Source organism: Burkholderia sp. AU16741, assembly GCF_002223345.1.
In the GTDB taxonomy this organism is placed as follows: domain Bacteria; phylum Pseudomonadota; class Gammaproteobacteria; order Burkholderiales; family Burkholderiaceae; genus Burkholderia; species Burkholderia sola.
The window spans coordinates 351486-368713 of sequence record NZ_NKEZ01000005.1 but is presented as its reverse complement, the minus strand read 5'-3'; the positions used below and the strand labels follow the sequence as shown (position 1 = coordinate 368713).

The 17228-nt window shown below is 65.5% G+C and carries 19 protein-coding genes; 16 read left to right on the top strand and 3 right to left on the bottom strand.

The features are described 5' to 3' along the window. Window positions 1-33: 33 nt before the first annotated feature. From ctaD to CFB89_RS14885, 5 genes are all read left to right on the top strand, one after another. On the top strand, window positions 34-1641 hold the full coding sequence (ctaD, locus tag CFB89_RS14905; RefSeq protein WP_006477731.1) for a cytochrome c oxidase subunit I: 1608 nt from the start codon (window positions 34-36) through the stop codon (window positions 1639-1641). 80 nt (window positions 1642-1721) lie between these two features. Then, on the top strand, window positions 1722-1862 hold the full coding sequence (locus CFB89_RS34915) for a cytochrome oxidase small assembly protein (RefSeq protein WP_089468523.1): 141 nt from the start codon (window positions 1722-1724) through the stop codon (window positions 1860-1862). A 35-nt stretch (window positions 1863-1897) separates the two neighbouring features. Then, window positions 1898-2509, top strand: coding sequence for a cytochrome c oxidase assembly protein (locus CFB89_RS14895; RefSeq protein WP_089468522.1), 612 nt, complete (start codon window positions 1898-1900; stop codon window positions 2507-2509). Between the two features lie 16 nt (window positions 2510-2525). Further along, window positions 2526-2726: a DUF2970 domain-containing protein gene (locus CFB89_RS14890; RefSeq protein WP_011546273.1), complete on the top strand. Its 201-nt coding sequence runs from the start codon at window positions 2526-2528 to the stop codon at window positions 2724-2726. A gap of 153 nt (window positions 2727-2879) precedes the next feature. Further along, window positions 2880-3737 carry a cytochrome c oxidase subunit 3 gene (locus tag CFB89_RS14885; RefSeq protein ID WP_089468521.1) on the top strand — a complete coding sequence of 286 codons (858 nt, stop codon included), beginning with the start codon at window positions 2880-2882 and terminating at the stop codon, window positions 3735-3737. A 173-nt stretch (window positions 3738-3910) separates the two neighbouring features. Here the strand turns inward: CFB89_RS14885 and CFB89_RS14880 are convergent, their stop codons facing one another. Continuing rightward, window positions 3911-4120 carry a twin transmembrane helix small protein gene (locus CFB89_RS14880; RefSeq protein ID WP_089468520.1) on the bottom strand — a complete coding sequence of 70 codons (210 nt, stop codon included), beginning with the start codon at window positions 4118-4120 and terminating at the stop codon, window positions 3911-3913. Window positions 4121-4204: 84 nt separating this feature from the next. Between CFB89_RS14880 and CFB89_RS14875 the strand changes: the two genes are divergently transcribed. The 5 genes from CFB89_RS14875 to CFB89_RS14855 are packed head-to-tail and all read left to right on the top strand — an operon-like array spanning window position 4205 to window position 8287. Then, window positions 4205-4915: an SURF1 family protein gene (locus tag CFB89_RS14875; RefSeq protein ID WP_256979683.1), complete on the top strand. Its 711-nt coding sequence runs from the start codon at window positions 4205-4207 to the stop codon at window positions 4913-4915. Between the two features lie 60 nt (window positions 4916-4975). Beyond that, a complete protein-coding gene (locus CFB89_RS14870) occupies window positions 4976-5602 on the top strand; it encodes a cytochrome C oxidase subunit I (RefSeq protein ID WP_089468518.1) in 627 nt (208 codons plus the stop codon). 25 nt (window positions 5603-5627) lie between these two features. Then, window positions 5628-6740, top strand: a complete 1113-nt coding sequence (locus CFB89_RS14865) for a heme A synthase (protein ID WP_089468517.1) — start codon at window positions 5628-5630, stop codon at window positions 6738-6740. 8 nt (window positions 6741-6748) lie between these two features. Then, a complete protein-coding gene (gene cyoE / locus CFB89_RS14860) occupies window positions 6749-7651 on the top strand; it encodes a heme o synthase (protein WP_050014816.1) in 903 nt (300 codons plus the stop codon). Window positions 7652-7669: 18 nt separating this feature from the next. Continuing rightward, window positions 7670-8287 carry an SCO family protein gene (locus tag CFB89_RS14855; protein WP_050014818.1) on the top strand — a complete coding sequence of 206 codons (618 nt, stop codon included), beginning with the start codon at window positions 7670-7672 and terminating at the stop codon, window positions 8285-8287. A 139-nt stretch (window positions 8288-8426) separates the two neighbouring features. Here CFB89_RS14855 and CFB89_RS14850 read toward each other — a convergent pair whose 3' ends face one another. Next, the gene (locus CFB89_RS14850) at window positions 8427-8717 is read right to left on the bottom strand and encodes a YciI family protein (RefSeq protein ID WP_089468516.1); all 291 of its coding nucleotides are present in this window, start codon (window positions 8715-8717) and stop codon (window positions 8427-8429) included. 347 nt (window positions 8718-9064) lie between these two features. Between CFB89_RS14850 and CFB89_RS14845 the strand changes: the two genes are divergently transcribed. The 3 genes from CFB89_RS14845 to CFB89_RS14835 all read left to right on the top strand — a co-directional run bounded on the left by CFB89_RS14845 (window position 9065) and on the right by CFB89_RS14835 (window position 11057). Continuing rightward, on the top strand, window positions 9065-9880 hold the full coding sequence (locus CFB89_RS14845) for a MetQ/NlpA family ABC transporter substrate-binding protein (protein ID WP_089468515.1): 816 nt from the start codon (window positions 9065-9067) through the stop codon (window positions 9878-9880). A 396-nt stretch (window positions 9881-10276) separates the two neighbouring features. Then, window positions 10277-10738 carry an STM2901 family protein gene (locus CFB89_RS14840; protein WP_089468514.1) on the top strand — a complete coding sequence of 154 codons (462 nt, stop codon included), beginning with the start codon at window positions 10277-10279 and terminating at the stop codon, window positions 10736-10738. Then, entirely contained in the window at window positions 10725-11057 is a 333-nt protein-coding gene (locus CFB89_RS14835; RefSeq protein ID WP_089468513.1) for a DUF1493 family protein, read from the top strand. The genes CFB89_RS14840 and CFB89_RS14835 overlap by 14 nt, the downstream gene beginning before the upstream one ends. A 126-nt stretch (window positions 11058-11183) precedes the next feature. Here the strand turns inward: CFB89_RS14835 and CFB89_RS14830 are convergent, their stop codons facing one another. Next, window positions 11184-11492, bottom strand: a complete 309-nt coding sequence (locus tag CFB89_RS14830; RefSeq protein ID WP_089468512.1) for a VF_A0006 family four-cysteine protein — start codon at window positions 11490-11492, stop codon at window positions 11184-11186. Window positions 11493-11722: 230 nt separating this feature from the next. Between CFB89_RS14830 and imuA the strand changes: the two genes are divergently transcribed. Genes imuA through CFB89_RS14815 form a run of 3 tightly spaced genes read left to right on the top strand, consistent with a single transcriptional unit; the run spans window position 11723 to window position 17072 of the window. Next, window positions 11723-12430: a translesion DNA synthesis-associated protein ImuA gene (gene imuA / locus CFB89_RS14825; protein ID WP_089468511.1), complete on the top strand. Its 708-nt coding sequence runs from the start codon at window positions 11723-11725 to the stop codon at window positions 12428-12430. Beyond that, a complete protein-coding gene (locus tag CFB89_RS14820; RefSeq protein WP_089468510.1) occupies window positions 12363-13850 on the top strand; it encodes a DNA polymerase Y family protein in 1488 nt (495 codons plus the stop codon). The genes imuA and CFB89_RS14820 overlap by 68 nt, the downstream gene beginning before the upstream one ends. 6 nt (window positions 13851-13856) lie before the next feature. Then, the gene (locus tag CFB89_RS14815; RefSeq protein WP_089468509.1) at window positions 13857-17072 is read left to right on the top strand and encodes an error-prone DNA polymerase; all 3216 of its coding nucleotides are present in this window, start codon (window positions 13857-13859) and stop codon (window positions 17070-17072) included. Window positions 17073-17228 lie beyond the last annotated feature (156 nt).

Sequence of the window (17228 nt, the reverse complement as noted above, 5' to 3'; positions counted from 1 at the left end):
AGTTAGTCGACGTATTCGCATTAGGAGATTCTCATGTCTAGCATCGGGCACGACGTAGCCGCGGACCACGCGCACGACGACCACGCGCACGAAGCCCCGCACGGCTGGCGTCGCTGGCTGTTCGCCACCAACCACAAGGACATCGGTACGCTGTACCTGCTGTTCTCGTTCATCATGTTCCTGTCGGGCGGCGTGATGGCGCTCGGCATCCGTGCCGAGCTGTTCGAGCCGGGCCTGCAGATCATGCGTCCGGAGTTCTTCAACGAACTCACGACGATGCACGGCCTGATCATGGTGTTCGGCGCGATCATGCCGGCGTTCGTCGGCTTCGCGAACTGGATGATTCCGCTGCAGATCGGCGCATCCGACATGGCGTTCGCGCGGATGAACAACTTCAGCTTCTGGCTGCTGCCGGTCGCGGCCGTGCTGCTGGTCGGTTCGTTCTTCGCGCCGGGCGGCGCGACGGCCGCCGGCTGGACGCTGTACGCACCGCTGTCGACGCAGATGGGCCCGGGCATGGACTTCGCGATCTTCGCGGTCCACATCATGGGCGCGTCGTCGATCATGGGCGGGATCAACATCGTCGTGACGATCCTGAACATGCGCGCACCGGGCATGACGCTGATGAAGATGCCGATGTTCGCGTGGACGTGGCTGATCACCGCGTACCTGCTGATCGCCGTGATGCCGGTTCTGGCGGGCGCGATCACGATGGTGCTGTTCGACCGCCACTTCGGCACGTCGTTCTTCAACGCGGCAGGCGGCGGCGACCCCGTGATGTACCAGCACATCTTCTGGTTCTTCGGCCACCCCGAGGTGTACATCATGATTCTGCCGGCGTTCGGGATCGTGTCGCAGGTGATTCCGGCGTTCGCGCGCAAGACGCTGTTCGGCTATAGCTCGATGGTGTACGCGACGGCATCGATCGCGATCCTGTCGTTCATGGTCTGGGCGCACCACATGTTCGCGACGGGCATGCCGGTCACCGGCCAGCTGTTCTTCATGTACGCGACGATGCTGATCGCGGTGCCGACGGGCGTGAAGGTGTTCAACTGGCTCGCGACGATGTGGCGCGGCTCGATGACGTTCGAAACCCCGATGCTGTTCGCGATCGGCTTCCTGTTCGTGTTCACGTTCGGCGGCCTGACGGGCCTGATGCTCGCGATGGCGCCGCTCGACATCCAGTATCACGGCACCTACTTCGTGGTCGCGCACTTCCACTACGTGCTGGTGGCCGGCTCGCTGTTCGCGCTGTTCTCGGGCTGGTACTACTGGGCGCCGAAGTGGACGGGCTGGATGTACAACGAGACGCGCGGCAAGATCCACTTCTGGGCGTCGATGATCTTCTTCAACCTGACGTTCTTCCCGATGCACTTCGTCGGTCTCGCGGGCATGCCGCGCCGCTATGCGGACTACCCGGCGCAGTTCACGGACTTCAACCAGGTGGCGACGATCGGCGCATTCGGCTTCGGCCTCGCGCAGGTGTACTTCCTGTTCGCGGTCGCGCTGCCGGCCTATCGTGGCGGCGGCGAGCTGGAAAAGGCGTCGGACAAGCCGTGGGATGGCGCGACGGGCCTCGAGTGGACGGTGCCGAGCCCGGCTCCGTTCCACACGTTCGAGCAACCGCCGCACGTCGAGTAAGTTTCGCCGAGCGTTCCGCCGCTGCCTGCCGCGCAGGCAGGCGCGGCGGGCGCGGAACTGAAGTTTCAGCGAAGTTTCAGATGACCCGGAATCCATCAGAAAGACGAACGCCCGAGCAGATTCGCGCGGGCAACAAGCGGCTCGGCCTCACCCTGCTCGTCATCGCCGCCGTTTTTTTCATGGGTGTCGTGATCAAGCAGTGGTGGCTGTCCACCCACTGATGCAGTAACTGACGCAGTAGCGAGGAAGTCGTCGTATGTCGAAGCCGGAAGAGGGCGCCGTGGATCGCGCGTTCAATCGTTCGATGCTGGTGAAGCTCTTCGTCGTGGCCGGGCTGATGTTCGGTTTCGGCTTCGCGCTGATCCCGATGTATCGGGCGATCTGCCAGATCACCGGCATCAACAACCTGGTGCAGCGCGATGTCAGCGAGCGCGAGGTGAAGAACTCGCAGGTCGACACCAGCCGCACGGTGTCGGTCGAGTTCGATGCGAACGCGCGCGGGCCGCTCGGGTTCAAGCCGGAGCACAACAGCCTCGACGTGCATCCGGGCGAACTGACGACGATCGTGTACGACGTGACGAACGGGCAGGGCCGGCCGGTCGTGGCGCAGGCAATTCCGAGCTACGCGCCGAAGCAGGCGACGGAATTCTTCAAGAAGATCGAGTGCTTTTGCTTCACGCAGCAGACGCTGACCGCGAACGAGTCGCGCAAGATGCCGGTGGTGTTCGTGATCGACCCGAAATTGCCGAAGGACGTGAAGACGATCACGCTGTCGTACACGTTCTTCGAGCTGAATACCCCGGCCACGCCGGCACCGGCGCAGCGCAGTACGGCGGCGGCGCAGGGTGCGGCGAAGCCGGACGCATGACGAAGGAGACGGGGCGATGACGGAAGTCAAGCGGAGCGGAACGTTCGGTCAGGCGCTGAAAGCGGTGCTGTGGTCGTTCTTCGGGGTGCGCAAGCGGCGCGACCTGGAGGCCGACGCGACGCAGCTCAATCCGCTGCACGTGCTGATCGTCGCGTTGCTCGCGGCCGGCGTGTTCATCGGCGTGCTGATCCTGATCGTGCGTGCGGTCGTGGGTTGAGGGCGCGCGGCTAGTGGCGTGCGGCCACGAAAGAATGCGGTGCGCTGCGCCAAGGCGCGGCGTGCAGGAAAGAGCGGCGGCGGTCTCGCCGCGCAAGAAATAAAGCCGGAGCGGTTTCCGGTACACAAATTGGACTGAAGTGGAGAATCAAGCATGAGCGGTCAAAACCAGACCCCGTACTATTTCGTGCCGCATCCGTCGCAGCATCCGATCAGCGCGGCCATCGGCCTGCTGGTCATGCTCGGGTCGACAGCGCTGTGGATCAACGGTCACGACTGGGCGCCGTTTACGGCGCTGCTCGGCCTGCTGTGGTTGCTCTTCACGCTGTATCACTGGTTCGGCGACGCGATCGCCGAATCGGAAGGCGGTCAATACGGCAAGAACGTCGACAAGTCGTACCGCTGGAGCATGAGCTGGTTCATCTTCTCGGAAGTCATGTTCTTCGGCGCGTTCTTCGGCGCGCTGTTCTATGCGCGTGAAATCGCGCTGCACCAGCTCGGCAGCCTCGACTACAAGCTGATCTGGCCGGATTTCTCCGCCGTGTGGCCGAACGAAGGCCCCGCCGCGCTCGCCGGTCACTTCAAGACGATGGGCCCGTGGCCGATCCCGACGCTGAACACCGCGTTCCTGCTGTCGTCGGGCGTGACGCTGACGATTTCGCACCACGCGCTGCGCGACGATCATCGCAAGAAGGCGATCGCATGGCTGGCCGCGACGCTCGTGTTCGGTATCTGCTTCCTGTTCCTGCAGGGCTTCGAGTACTACCACGCGTACAACGAACTGAACCTGACGCTGAACTCGGGCGTGTACGGTTCGACGTTCTTCCTGCTGACCGGCTTCCACGGCTTCCACGTGTTCCTCGGCGGCACGATGCTCGCGGTGGTGCTGGTGCGGATGATCCGCGGCCACTTCAAGCCCGATCATCACTTCGCATTCGAAGGCGCCGCGTGGTACTGGCACTTCGTCGACGTCGTCTGGCTCGGCCTGTACGTCGTCGTCTACTGGCTGTAAATGGAAAAACGGCCCGCGCAGCGATGCGCGGGCCGTTTTCATTGGTGTCGCGGGCGCGGCGGCGACGCTGCGAGCGACATCACCCTGGCGCCGCCGCGACTCAGTCAGGCGGCGCTTTTACTTGGTGGCGCGGCCGTGCGGCTAAATGTCACAGCGGCGGCGCGGCGACGGCATCAACGTCCGATCGGCAAACCGGTCGAATGGATCCAGCCCATCCAGTTCGCGAACAGGATGAGCAGGAACAGCGACACCGACAGCCCGACGCGGGTGGCGAGCGACCAGACCATGCGCTTCGTATGGCCGCGGTCGTGCATCATGAAGTAGAGCGCCGAGCCCATGCTGGTAATGATGAGGACGAAGGCGATGGGAACGAGTATGTGCATGACGCGAACCGGACGACGGCAATTCGAAAGGAAGAGGATAATTATCGCACTTCGCTTTCGCGAACGCGCCGGGTGGGCCGCATGATGAAGATCCGCTGGCTGCCTGCGCTGCTGATCCTCGTCGTCGTGGCCGTCACGATCCGGCTCGGTTTCTGGCAGCGCGACCGCGCGCACCAGAAGGAAGCGCTGCAGGCGAACATCGCGCGCTACGAGCAGGCGGCGCCGGTCGACCTCGGCGCGCAGCCGGTTCCGCTCGCGTCGATCGAGTTTCATCGCGTACGGGCAAAGGGCCGCTTCCTGCCCGAGCAGGCGGTGTTCCTCGACAATCGGCCGTATAACGACCAGCCGGGTTTTTACGTCGTGATGCCGTTTAAACTCACGGGCGGCGGCGTCGTGCTCGTGAACCGCGGCTGGCTGCCGCGCAACATCGTCGATCGCACGGCGATCGAGCCGTTCACGACGCCGGCGGGCGACGTCGAGATCGTCGGCATCGCGCGCGCCGACGCGTCGCGCGCGTTCGAGCTCGGCGAAGGCGGGTCGGCCGCGCACCAGAAGATCCGGCAGAACCTCGACGTCGCCGCGTACGCGAAGGAAACCGGGCTGCCGCTGCAGCCGTTCGTGATCCAGCAGACGAGCGACGACGGCGACAAGCTCGTGCGCGACTGGCCGGCGGCGACGACCGGCGTCGAGCGCAATTACGGTTACATGTTTCAGTGGTGGGCGATGGCGGCGGCCGCGCTCGGCTTCGGCCTGTACGCCGCGCGGCGTGCGGCGAAGAAGTCGGCCGGCGCGTGAGCGTCATGCCAGGACGCGGCGCCGGCGCCGCGGGTTCGTTTCGAGAGGTCTGATTTGTCCATGCAATCTTCCCGTCAGGGTCCGGCCGCCGCGCCGATCTCGCCCGCGGCCCGCAAGCGCGGCCGCTGGATGCTCGTGCTGCTCGGTCTCGTGTGCGCCGCGCCGATGATCGCGTCGTATTTCACCTATTACGTGATCAAGCCGAAGGGCGGATCGACGAACTACGGCACGCTGATCGAGCCGCAGCGCCCGATCCCGGCCGATCTGCAGGTGACCGACGAGACCGGCAAGACGGTGCCGCTGTCGTCGCTGCGCGGGGTCTGGCTGTTCGTGATGACCGACCGCAGCGCGTGCGACGACGCGTGCGCGAAGAAGCTCTATTTCATGCGCCAGATCCGCGTCACGCAGGCGGGCGAACGGCACCGGATCACGATGGTGTGGCTGCGCAGCGATGCGGGCGCGGTGCCGCAGAAGGTGCTGGACGCGTATCCGGACACGCGCCGGTTCGTCGCCGATCCGGCCGCGGTGGCCGCGTGGCTGCCGGCCGATGCCGGCACGAAGGACAGCGACCACATCTACATGGTCGACCCGAACGGCAACCTGATGATGCGTTTTCCGAAAGACCCGAATCCCAGCAAGATCAAGTCGGACGTGACGAAGCTGCTGAAGTGGTCGAGCATCGGTTAAGGCGAGAGAACGAGGCACCATTCCGATGTCGTATCTACTGCAACTCGGCCTGATCGGCTTCTGCATCGCGCTGCTGCCGCTGTCGTACGTGTGGGTGAAGGCCGACGACAATAAATTCCGCAAGCTCGTGTGGATCACCACGTTCCTGACCCTCGACCTGGTGATGTTCGGCGGCTTCACGCGGCTGACCGACTCGGGCCTCGGCTGCCCCGACTGGCCCGGCTGCTACGGCACGTCGTCGCCGTTCATCGCGCACGCGGCGATCACGGCCGCGCACCAGGCGATGCCGACCGGGCCCGTCAGCATGACGAAGGCGTGGATCGAGATGATCCACCGCTATTTCGCGATGGCGATCGGCGTGCTGATCATCGCGCAGGTGGCGATCGCGTGGGCCGCGCGGCTGCGCCGCCGCCCGCTGCACGTGTCGCCGTGGTGGCCGACGAGCCTCTTGCTGCTGATTCTCGTGCAGGGCGCGTTCGGCGCATGGACGGTCACGATGAAGCTGCAGCCGGTGATCGTCACGATCCACCTGCTGCTCGGCCTCACGCTGCTCGGCACGCTCGGCTGGCTCGCGGCGCGGCAGACGCCGCTGCCGTCGCATGACCCGGAGGCCGGGCGTTACCGTGCGGCCGCGCTCGCGGCGCTCGTGCTGCTGGTCGTGCAGATCGCGCTCGGCGGCTGGGTGAGCACCAACTACGCGGTGCTCGCGTGCACCGACTTCCCGACCTGCAACGGGCAGTGGATTCCGCCGATGGACTTCCAGCACGGCTTCCACCTGTGGCGCGCACTCGGGATGACGAAGGACGGCGATGCGATCACGCAGGATGCGCTGGTCGCGATCCACTGGACGCACCGCACGTTCGCGTTCGTCGTGGTCGCCTACCTGGTCGCGTTCGCGCTGAAGATGCGCCGCTTCGAATCGCTGCGGCGGCCCGCGAACGGCGTGCTGCTGGTCGTGCTGCTGCAGTTCGTGACGGGCCTGACCAACATCGTGCTGCAGTGGCCGCTGCCCGTCGCCGTTGCGCACAACGGCGGGGCCGCGATCCTGCTGCTGCTCGTCGTCATGTTAAACTTTCGCATCCTTTCAAGCCGCCCCGGCCGTGTCGCGCAGCCTGCGCGCGACGCCGCCCCGGCGTGACCGTCCCCATGCAAAGCACCCTCTCCCAATCGCCCGGTAGCCGCTTTTCCCAGTACATGGCGCTGACGAAGCCGCGTGTCACGCAGCTCGCGGTGTTCTGCGCGGTGATCGGCATGTTCCTCGCGACGCCGGGCATGGTGCCGTGGCACGTGCTGATCGGCGGTACCGTCGGCATCTGGCTGCTGGCCGGCGCCGCGTTCGCGATCAACTGCCTCGTCGAACAGAAGATCGACGCGATGATGCGCCGCACCGCGTGGCGCCCGTCCGCGCGCGGCGAGATCACGACGCCGCAGATCCTGCTGTTCTCGGCCGTGCTCGGCAGCGTCGGCGCATGGACGCTGTATACGTTCACGAACCCGCTGACGATGTGGCTGACGATCGCGACGTTCGTCGGCTACGCGGTGGTCTACACGCTGCTGCTCAAGCCGATGACGCCGCAGAACATCGTGATCGGCGGTGCGTCGGGCGCGATGCCGCCGGCGCTCGGCTGGGCCGCGGTCACCGGCGCGGTGCCGGGCGACGCGTGGATCCTCGTGCTGATCATCTTCGTGTGGACGCCGCCGCATTTCTGGGTGCTCGCGCTCTATCGCCGCAAGGATTACGAGAACGCGGGGCTGCCGATGCTGCCCGTCACGCACGGCGAGAAGTTCACGCGGCTGCACATCCTGCTCTATACGGTGATCCTGTTCGCGGTCACGATGATGCCGTTCATTTCCGGCATGAGCGGGGCCGTCTACCTGACGAGCGCGGTGCTGCTCGGCGCGGTGTTCCTCGCGTATGCGTGGAAGATCCATCGCGACTATTCGGACGCACTCGCCCGCAAGGCCTTCCGCTACTCGATCGTCTATCTGTCGCTGCTGTTTGTCGCGCTGCTCGTCGATCACTATGCACGCCCGCTGCTCGGCGTGTAACCGCACGGTTTGAACGCAATGCTCCCATCACGGTTCGGGCGCCGCGCGCGCCAAGGCTGGATGCTCGCGTGCGCATTCACGGCAGCGCTGCTGCTCGCCGGATGCGACAACGCGCCGAAATTCCAGAATCTCGACATCACCGGCAACACGCAGTTCGGCAGCGACTTCTCGCTGCCCGATACGACCGGCAAGGTTCGCACGCTCGCCGACTTCAAGGGCAAGGCCGTCGTGATGTTCTTCGGCTATACGCACTGCCCGGACGTGTGCCCGACCACGATGGCCGAGCTGTCCGAAGCGCTGAAGCAGCTCGGGCCCGATGCCGCGAAGCGCGTGCAGGTGCTGTTCGTCACCGTCGATCCGGAACGCGACACGCCGGCGCTGCTCGGCCAGTACGTGCCTGCATTCGATCCGTCGTTCATCGGCTTGCGGCCGGCCGACGAAGCGGCGCTCAAGAAGGTCACGAAGGATTTCCGCGTGTACTACGCGAAGGTGCCCGGCAAGACGCCCGGCAGCTATACGATGGATCACACGGCCGCGAGCTACGTGTTCGACCGCGACGGCAAGCTGCGGCTGTTCGTGCGCGACGGCCAGGGCCCGGCCCCGTGGGTCCACGACCTGAAGCTGCTGGTCGACTGACCGGCAGCCGCCGAGCGCGCGGCCCGGCGTTTCGCGCGACGGCCGTTTCGCGCCGTCACGTTTTCCCTCTCTCTTCGTTGTGCGCATGCGCTGCCCGCCGGGCGGCGCGTCGGCATGCGCGCGTCGCGCCGAAGCCGCGTTACGGCAGCGCCGGCACGTCGAAGCCGGTTGCGGCGCGCGTGATCCGGAATTCCGTCACGCGATAGGTGGCGAGCCCCTCGGTGACGAACGGGTCGGTTTCGAGGATCGCGTCGAGTTCGTCGCGATCGATGCGGGCCGCGAGGATCACGCCGCCTTCGCGCGGCACCTTCGGCCCCGCCGCGATGAAGATGCCCTTGTCGAACTGCAGCTGCAGATACGCGCGGTGGCGTTCGAGCGCGTCGTCGATGCGCTCGAGCGACGCGGTGTAGTGGATGTCGATGACGTACATGGATGGCCCTGGAATGATGCCGGCGCTGCGCGCGCCGGCCGGCCGGTCTTTTTAGCACAGCGGACGCGGGCTGTCGCGTTCGCGCTGCCGCGTGACGGGCGGCGCGAAGGCGGTCGACGAGGGGGCGGCGGCGTGACGGGTATCGGCCGATGAGGCGATGCGTCGACCACAAAGTGCAACTAACGGCCGACTCGTGCATCGGCCGCCAGCACTGCGCTGGTGCATACCCATATGAGCGGGATGTATTTCACTTCCCGCCGATCCTGTGACACCATTTGCCCCTTCCTGCGAGTCCGGGCATACCCGTATCGCGCCCCCTTTCAAGTAAGCAAGAAAGCGAGAAACAGATGAAGCGTCGTAGTCTCCTGAAGGTATTTTCCGTGCTGGCCACCGGTGCCGCGCTGACGCTGTCGGCGGCCGTGCATGCCGAAGACAAGGTGATCAAGGTCGGTACGGTCGCCGGCCCGGATGCGCAAGTGTGGCAAGTCGTGCAGAAGGTCGCGAAGGAGAAGGAAGGCCTGAACGTGAAGGTCATCGAGTTCAACGACTACGTGCAGCCGAACGCGGCGCTCGATTCGGGCGACCTCGACGCGAACAGTTTCCAACATCAGCCCTACCTCGACAGCCAGGTGAAGCAGCGCGGCTACAAGATCGTCAGTGCGGGCCTGACCTACATCTCGCCGATCGGCGTGTATTCGAAGAAGTTCAAGTCGCTGAAGGATCTGCCGCAGGGCGCGAAGCTCGCGGTGCCGAACGATCCGTCGAACGAGAACCGCGCGCTGCTGCTGCTGCAGACGCAAGGCGTGATCAAGCTGAAGGCCGGCGCCGGCACGGGCGGCAACAACGCGACGGTGCTCGACATCGCGGAGAACCCGAAGAAGCTGAAGATCTCCGAACTCGACGCCGCGCAACTGCCGCGCGTACTGTCGGACGTCGACGCGGCCGTGATCAACACGAACTACGCGCTGGCCGCGAACCTGCAGCCGACCAAGGACGCGATCGCGCTCGAAGCGCTGACGAGCCCGTACGCGAACCTGATCGCCGTGCGTGCGAAGGACAAGGATCAGCCGTGGGTGAAGAAACTGGTGAAGGCGTACCAGTCGCCGGAAGTGAGGGAATTCATCAAGAAGCAATTCAAGGGCTCGATGGTCGCGTCGTTCTGAACGCGATCGTTTGATCGAATGAAGGCCTGCACGTGTGCAGGCCTTTTTTTCGTGTGCGAGCGGAATGCTTTTCGAGATGCAGGAGTAGTGTGAAGATTACACGCCGCAATTGCATCGGCGTTCATGGATGAAAGCCGTTTGGTAACGGTTCGACACGTTGGTATGGAACGTGTGCGCGACTGCTCGAATTCGGAATCGCTATGCATTTTCTCTCTCTGGCATCCCGCTGCGCCCCGTCATTGCTCGCGTCGAGCAGAATGACGATTTATTCCGCGTGAGATTCCACCGTCGTTGCGGTGCGATCGGTCAACAGATCGGCCGGGTTTGTCGGCGCGGTAATCGTACGTCTTCGTTAGACTAAAAAACATTTTTAAAAATTACGAACGAGGACGCTGAATGAGTGCTGTCGAGAAATTGAGTGCGGCTTACCATTGCTATGGGATGGTCAATCTGACTGCGGGAGAATTGTTCTTCTGGATCATGGTTGACGAAACGATGAATCAGTTGGGCGTCGATGATGCCGTGTCGGTTGGTATGATCTTGCTGGGTAGAAGTAATTTGCCGACCAGGGCAAAGCCGATCGACGCGATACAGGGGACTTCGCGTGCAAGCAAATACTCAAGAAGAGTTTTTCAAAAGGCTCAATTCCCGTTTGGTTGGAAATTGCCAACACTGGTAGGCGGACCAGTGCGAAATTTGAAAATCAGGCTGGTTAGAAACATCGGAACCTTCGTAGGAAGAACGATCCCAGTGCTTGGTTGGGTGATTCTTGCAAGGGATATTTCTATTATTGCCGGCAAGACGGTGGCTCACTACACTAGAGTTGCAAGGGAGGGGATAGGTTATGGTAGATCTTGAAAAAAGGGTGATTGAGTTTGTGAGGAAAAAGTCCGGATTCTCTATATCATTCATGGCCGATGAGATAACGGAAAGTACCGATTTGGATCTGGACTTGCGTTTTGATGATTGTGAGGTCGAGGATCTGGTGCAAGAGTATTCGGTGAAATTCAATGTTGATATAAGTGGATTCGACATAAAAAAATATTACCCGGAAGACGATTCTTCATTTCTTGACTTGATCAATCCGTTTAAGAAAAAAGTGATCCATCGTGTTCCGGATCTGAATGTTCGAATGCTGATCGCATCGGCAAAAGCGGGACGCTGGCTCTATGACTGACCGCTCACCGAGTTTGTCCACGACCTGACGGGGGCGCTGTGCGGCGTTGCTGCAAACAGCGCGCAGCCTCTTTTTTCGTAGCGATGCACGTAAAGGCGGGCGACCGCGCGACGTTCAGCGCGCCGCTCACATCTCGCCGCGCCGCGAGCAGATCGACATGATCTGCTGGATCGCGTAGTTGTCGCGCACGCCCGGCAGCGACTGCACGACGCATTCGTGAAAGCGCCGTTCGCGCGGCAGCAGCATCGCGTTGTTGCGGTACAGCGCGTCGCACGAGCGCTGGATCAGTTGCGCGGCGGCGCCGTTGCGGCTCTCGCGCAGCGCATTGAGCATGCAGTCGTCGTATTGCGCGCTGCCGTCGGTCAGCGCGAAGGCGGCTCCCGGCAGCGCCAGCGCGACGGCCGCGCATGCGATCGAACGAATCATTCGTTTCAAGTCCCCCTCCGATGGTGTGGGTCGGGTCGGCGGACAGCATAACGTAAAGCGGTCGGCGCGGCTGACGCGTTGCGGGAGGTGCGAGGCGCGATGCGGGCCGGCGCGCCATGACATGACGGGCGCGCCGGCTTCTGCCTGTTTTCCTCCGACGAAACCCGGTTTTACACCGGTGCTGTGCGACGCGCGCGCATTGCCATATACTGTATATCCATACAGCTTTGGGTGGCGTCATGCTCGCATCCTCCATTGCTCCCGAATCGCTTCATCCGTCCCTTTGGCGCGGCTCGCAACTCGCGCGCGGCGGTCCCCGCACGATCGAAACCGGCTTCGCGCCGCTGTCGGCCGAACTGCCGGGCGGCGGCTGGCCGGTCGGCGGCCTCGTCGAACTGCTGGCCGCGCAGCCGGGTTGCGGCGAGATGCGGCTGCTCGCGCCCGCGCTCGCCCGCGCCGTCAGCGCGCGGCGGCCGCTCGCGCTCGTCGCGCCGCCGCAGTCGCCGCATGCCACCGCGCTCGCGAGTCTCGGCGTGCCGGCCGACACGCTGCTGTGGCTGCGCGCCGGGAGCCGCACCGATGCGCTGTGGGCCGCCGAGCAGGCGCTCAAGACCGGCTGTTGCGGCGCGCTGCTGCTCTGGCAGGACGCGCGGCCCGATGCGCTGCGGCGCCTGCATCTCGCGGCCGCGCGCACCGGCGACACGCTGTTCGTGATGCTGCGCCCGCTGTCGGCCGCGCGGCAGCCGTCGCCGGCCGTGCTGCGCGTCGCGCTGTATCCGGTGCCGGGCGGCGTGTCGCTCGACATCGTCAAGCGTCGCGGGCCCGCGCGCAGCGAGCCGCTCGTGCTCGATTTGCCGTCGCCCATCGTGGAGAGCCGCTATGCGCGTCTTGCTCGGCATCCATCTGCCGCGCCTGCCGCTCGACGTGTGCGCCCCGCCGCCGTCTGACGCAGCGGCCGGCGAGGCCGGCTGTGCGGTGCTCGAGCAGGGTGTCGTGCTGATCGCCGATGCGGCCGCGCGCCGGCAGGGCGTGCGCGCGGGCATGAAGCGCGGCGGCGTGCTCACGCTCGCGCCCGCGACGCAGCTCGTCGAACGCGATCCCGCCCGCGAAGCCGATGCGCTGCGCGCGGTCGCGCTCGCGCTGCTGCGCTTCTCGCCGTGCGTCGCGCTCGACGACGAAGCGACGTTGATCGTCGACGTCGGCCCGAGCCTGCGCCTGTTCGGCGGGCTGCCGTCGCTGTGCCGCCAGGTGCGGGCGACGCTCGCGGCGCTCGGCTATGCGGCGCGCCTGTCCGCCGCGCCGACCGGTCGCGGCGCGTGGCTACTCGCGCGCACGTCGGCGCGCTCGCGCATCCGGCGCCGCGTCGCGCGTCACGCGTCGCTCGTTTGCACGCTCGATCGGCTGCCCTGTGTGCTGCTGCCCGACGCGCGTCCGTATGCCGGCTGGCTCGACGGCCTCGGCTGCCGCACGCTCGCCGATCTGCGCCGCCTGCCGCGCGCGGGGCTGCAGCGGCGCTGCGGTCCCGCGTTGCTGGCCGCGCTCGATCGTGCGTACGGTGAAGCGGTCGAGCCGCTCGCGTGGATGGCGGTGCCGCCCGTGTTCGACGTGCGGCTCGAATTGCCGGAACGCGTCGAATACGCGGAAGCCGTGTTGTTCGCCGCACGGCGGCTCGTCGTGCAGCTGTGCGGCTGGCTGGCCGCGCGGCAACTGTCGCTGGCCGCGATGACGTTCGATCTCGAACACGAGCGCGGCCGCCAGGCCGTGCCGCCGACGCCGCTCGAGCTGGCGTTCGCCGCCCCCGTGCGCGACGAAGCGCATTTCATGCGGCTGCTCGGCGAGCGGCTCGCGCGCGTCGAGTTGCCGGCCGCGGTGATCGCGGTGCGGCTGAAGGCCACGCGCGTCGAATCGGTCGCGCCGCCGGCCGACGATCTTTTCCCCGAGCCGGGCGGTACGCGGGAAACCCGCGAGCGGTTGCTCGAACTGCTGGTCGCGCGGCTCGGCGCGGACAACGTATTGCGCGCGGCCCCTGTCGCCGATTACCGGCCCGAGGCCGCGAACCGCTGGCTGCCGCTCGATGCGCAAGCCGGCAAGTCTGCTGTCGTGCCGCTCGCCGCGCCGCCGCGGCCCGCCTGGTTGCTCGCCGAGCCGCTGCCGCTTCTGATGCGCGGCGAGCGGCCGGTATTTCATACGCCGCTGCGGATGATGTCGTCGGCCGAGCGAATCGAAGCCGGGTGGTTCGACGGGCAGTTGATCGCACGCGATTACCACGTCGCGCAGGACGAGGAAGGCGCGTGCTACTGGGTATTCAAGGAGCGGACGAGCAGTCAGGCTGCCCCGCGCTGGTTCCTGCACGGTTTGTTCGGGTGAACGGAGATGGTTGCGGAATTCAGTTTGCTGCCCGATTACGCGGAGTTGTTCTGCCGCTCGAATTTTTCGTTCCTGCATGGCGCGTCGCATGCGGACGAACTGGTCGAGCGTGCGGCGGAACTCGGCTATCGCGGGATCGCGATCACCGACGAATGCTCGCTCGCCGGCGCGCCGCGCATGCATGTCGCCGCGAAAGCGAAAGGGCTGCCGCTCGTCATCGGTTCGTATTTCGACGTCACGCCGGACGACGTCGCGCCCGGCCACGATCCGGGCCCCGGTGCGTTCGGGCTCGTGTTGCTCGCCCGGAATCGCGAAGGGTACGGCAACCTGGCCGAGTTGATTTCGTGGCGGCGGATGGAGGCGCCGAAGGGAACGTACCGGCTGACGCCGCGAATGTTGTCGAGGCCGCCTGAGCAATTCGCCCATCTGCGCGGGATGCCCGATTGCTTCGCGATCCTCGTGCCCGCGTATCCGGTGCGGGCGGACGTGCTCGACGCACAGGTCGCATGGTTTCGCGCGACGTTCGGCGAGCGCGCGCGGCTCGGGCTCGTGCAGTTGCAGCGCGCGCTCGACGGCGCGCAGCGCGACGAGATTCGCGAGGCCGGCGAGCGGCGCGGCGTGCGGATCGTCGCGCTCGGCGACGTGACGATGCACCGGCGTTCGTGCAAGGCGTTGCAGGACGTGATGACGGCGATCCGTGTCGGCATGCCGGTGGCCGAGTGCGGCTATGCGCTCGCGCCGAATGCGGAGCAGCATCTGCGTTTGCGGAAGCGAATCGCAGCGCTGTTTTCGCCGAACGAGATGGCGGAGACGTGCGCGATTCTCGATGCGTGTCATTTCGAACTCGACGAGTTGAAGTATGAATATCCGCTCGAACTCGTACCGCGCGGACACACGCCGACCAGTTACTTGAGGCAGGAGACGTGGGCAGGTGTCGCTCGACGCTACTGGAATGGCGTGCCGGAGAAAGTGGCGAAGCAGATCCGCCATGAACTCGGCCTGATCGCCAAAATGAAGTACGAACCGTTCTTCCTGACCGTCTACGACATCGTCAAATACGCGCGCAGTCAGAACATCCTGTGCCAGGGCCGCGGCTCGGCCGCGAACTCGGTCGTCTGCTATTGCCTCGGCATCACCGAAGTGAATCCCGACCAGAGCACGATGCTGTTCGAGCGCTTCATCAGCGTGGAACGCGGCGAGCCGCCCGACATCGACGTCGATTTCGAGCATCAGCGCCGGGAAGAGGTGATCCAGCACATCTACGAAAAATACGGGCACGACCGCGCCGCGCTCGCGGCCGCCGTCTCGACGTATCGCCCGCGCGGCGTGCTGCGCGAAACCGGCAAGGCGCTCGGCGTCGATCCGATGCTGGTCGATCGGATCGCGAAGGGGCATCGCTGGTTCGACGGCAGCCGCGATCTGCTGCAGCAATTCGCGTCGACCGGGCTCGATCCGGCGACGCCCATTATCAAGACATGGGCCGAACTGGCGGGGCGCCTGCTCAATTTCCCGCGTCACCTGTCGCAGCACTCGGGCGGCTTCGTGATCAGCCGCGGCAAGCTCACGCGGCTCGTGCCGGTCGAGAACGCGGCGATGGACGGGCGGCGCGTGATCCAGTGGGACAAGGACGATCTCGAAGCGCTCGGGCTGATGAAGGTCGACGTGCTCGCGCTCGGCATGCTGTCGGCGCTGCATCGCGCGTTCGACCTGCGCACCGCGTGGCGTGGCCCAGCGAAGGACGGCAAGCCATTCACGTTGAAACACATTCCGCAGGAGGACGAAGCAACTTACGACATGATCTGCCGTGCCGATACGGTCGGCGTGTTCCAGATCGAGTCGCGCGCGCAGATGTCGATGCTGCCAAGGCTGCGGCCGCGCAACTACTACGACCTCGTCGTCCAGGTGTCGATCGTGCGTCCCGGGCCGATCCAGGGCGGCGCGGTGCATCCGTACCTGAAGCGGCGCAGGATCGTGGCCGGCGAAGAGAAGGGCGAGGTCACGTATCCGAGCGACGCGCTCAAGGCCGTGCTCGAACGCACGCTCGGCGTGCCGATCTTCCAGGAACAGGTGATGCAGATCGCGATCGTCGCGGCGGGCTTCACGCCTGGCGAGGCCGACGCGTTGCGCCGGGCGATGGCCGCATGGAAGCGCAAGGGCAACCTCGAGAAGTATTACGGCAAGATCGTCGACGGGATGCTCAAACGGAACTACACACGCGAATTCGCCGAGCAGATCTTCGAGCAGATCAAGGGCTTCGGCGAATACGGCTTCCCCGAAAGCCATGCGGCCAGCTTCGCGAAACTCGCGTACGCGAGCAGCTGGCTCAAATGTCACGAGCCCGCGATCTTTCTCGCCGCGCTGCTGAACAGCCAGCCGATGGGCTTCTATCCGCCGTCGCAACTCGTGCAGGACGCGAAGCGTCATCGCGTGAAGGTGCTGCCGATCGACGTCACGCAAAGCAATTGGGAAGCCGCGCTCGAAGCGCAGCCCGATCAGCCGCCGCCGCACGGCCAGCCCGCGGTGCGGCTCGGCCTGTCGCTCGTGCGCGGCCTGGGCGAAGCGGCCGCGCGGCGTATCGAAGCCGCGCGCGTCGCCGGCCCGTTCGACAACGTCGACACCCTCGCGCGCCGCGCGCAGCTCGAACGGCGCGATCTCGAAGCGCTGGCCGCCGCGAACGCGCTCGCAACGCTCGCCGGCCATCGCCGCGATGCGTTGTGGCAGGCCGTCGCCGCGGCGCCGGAGCGCGATCTGCTCGCCGCCGCGCCGATCGACGAGGGGGAGCAGCCCGCGTTCGACGCGCCGTCGGAAGCCGACGACATCCTCGCCGACTATCACACCACCGGCCTCACGCTGAACCGCCACCCGGTCGCGCTGCTGCGGCCGGCGTTGCGCGCGCAGCGGCTGTCGTCCGCGGCCGAGCTGCGCGACCGCCCCGACGGCCGGCTCGCACGCGCATGCGGGCTCGTGATCGCACGGCAGATGCCGGGCACCGCGAAGGGCGTGATGTTCATGACGCTCGAAGACGAAACGGGCTGCGTGAACGTGATCGTCCGGCCCGAGCTGCTCGCGCGGCAGCGCCGCGAAACGCTCGATTCGCGGCTGCTCGCGGCGTCCGGCGTGTGGCAGGTCGTCAGCGACGTGCGGCACCTCGTCGCGCAGCATTTCGAGGATCTGACGCCGCTGCTCGGCGGCTTGCGCACGTCGAGCCGCGAATTCCACTGACGCCTGCATCGCGCCGGCCTGCTCATCGGTGCATACCAGTTGGCTCAACTGGTTCTATTCCGGTCTCATATTCACGCCCGAAATCCGGCCGAACCCTGCACTGGAACCGTCCCTTTGCATACCACTTCGGGTAAATCCCTATCCCACACTGCATTG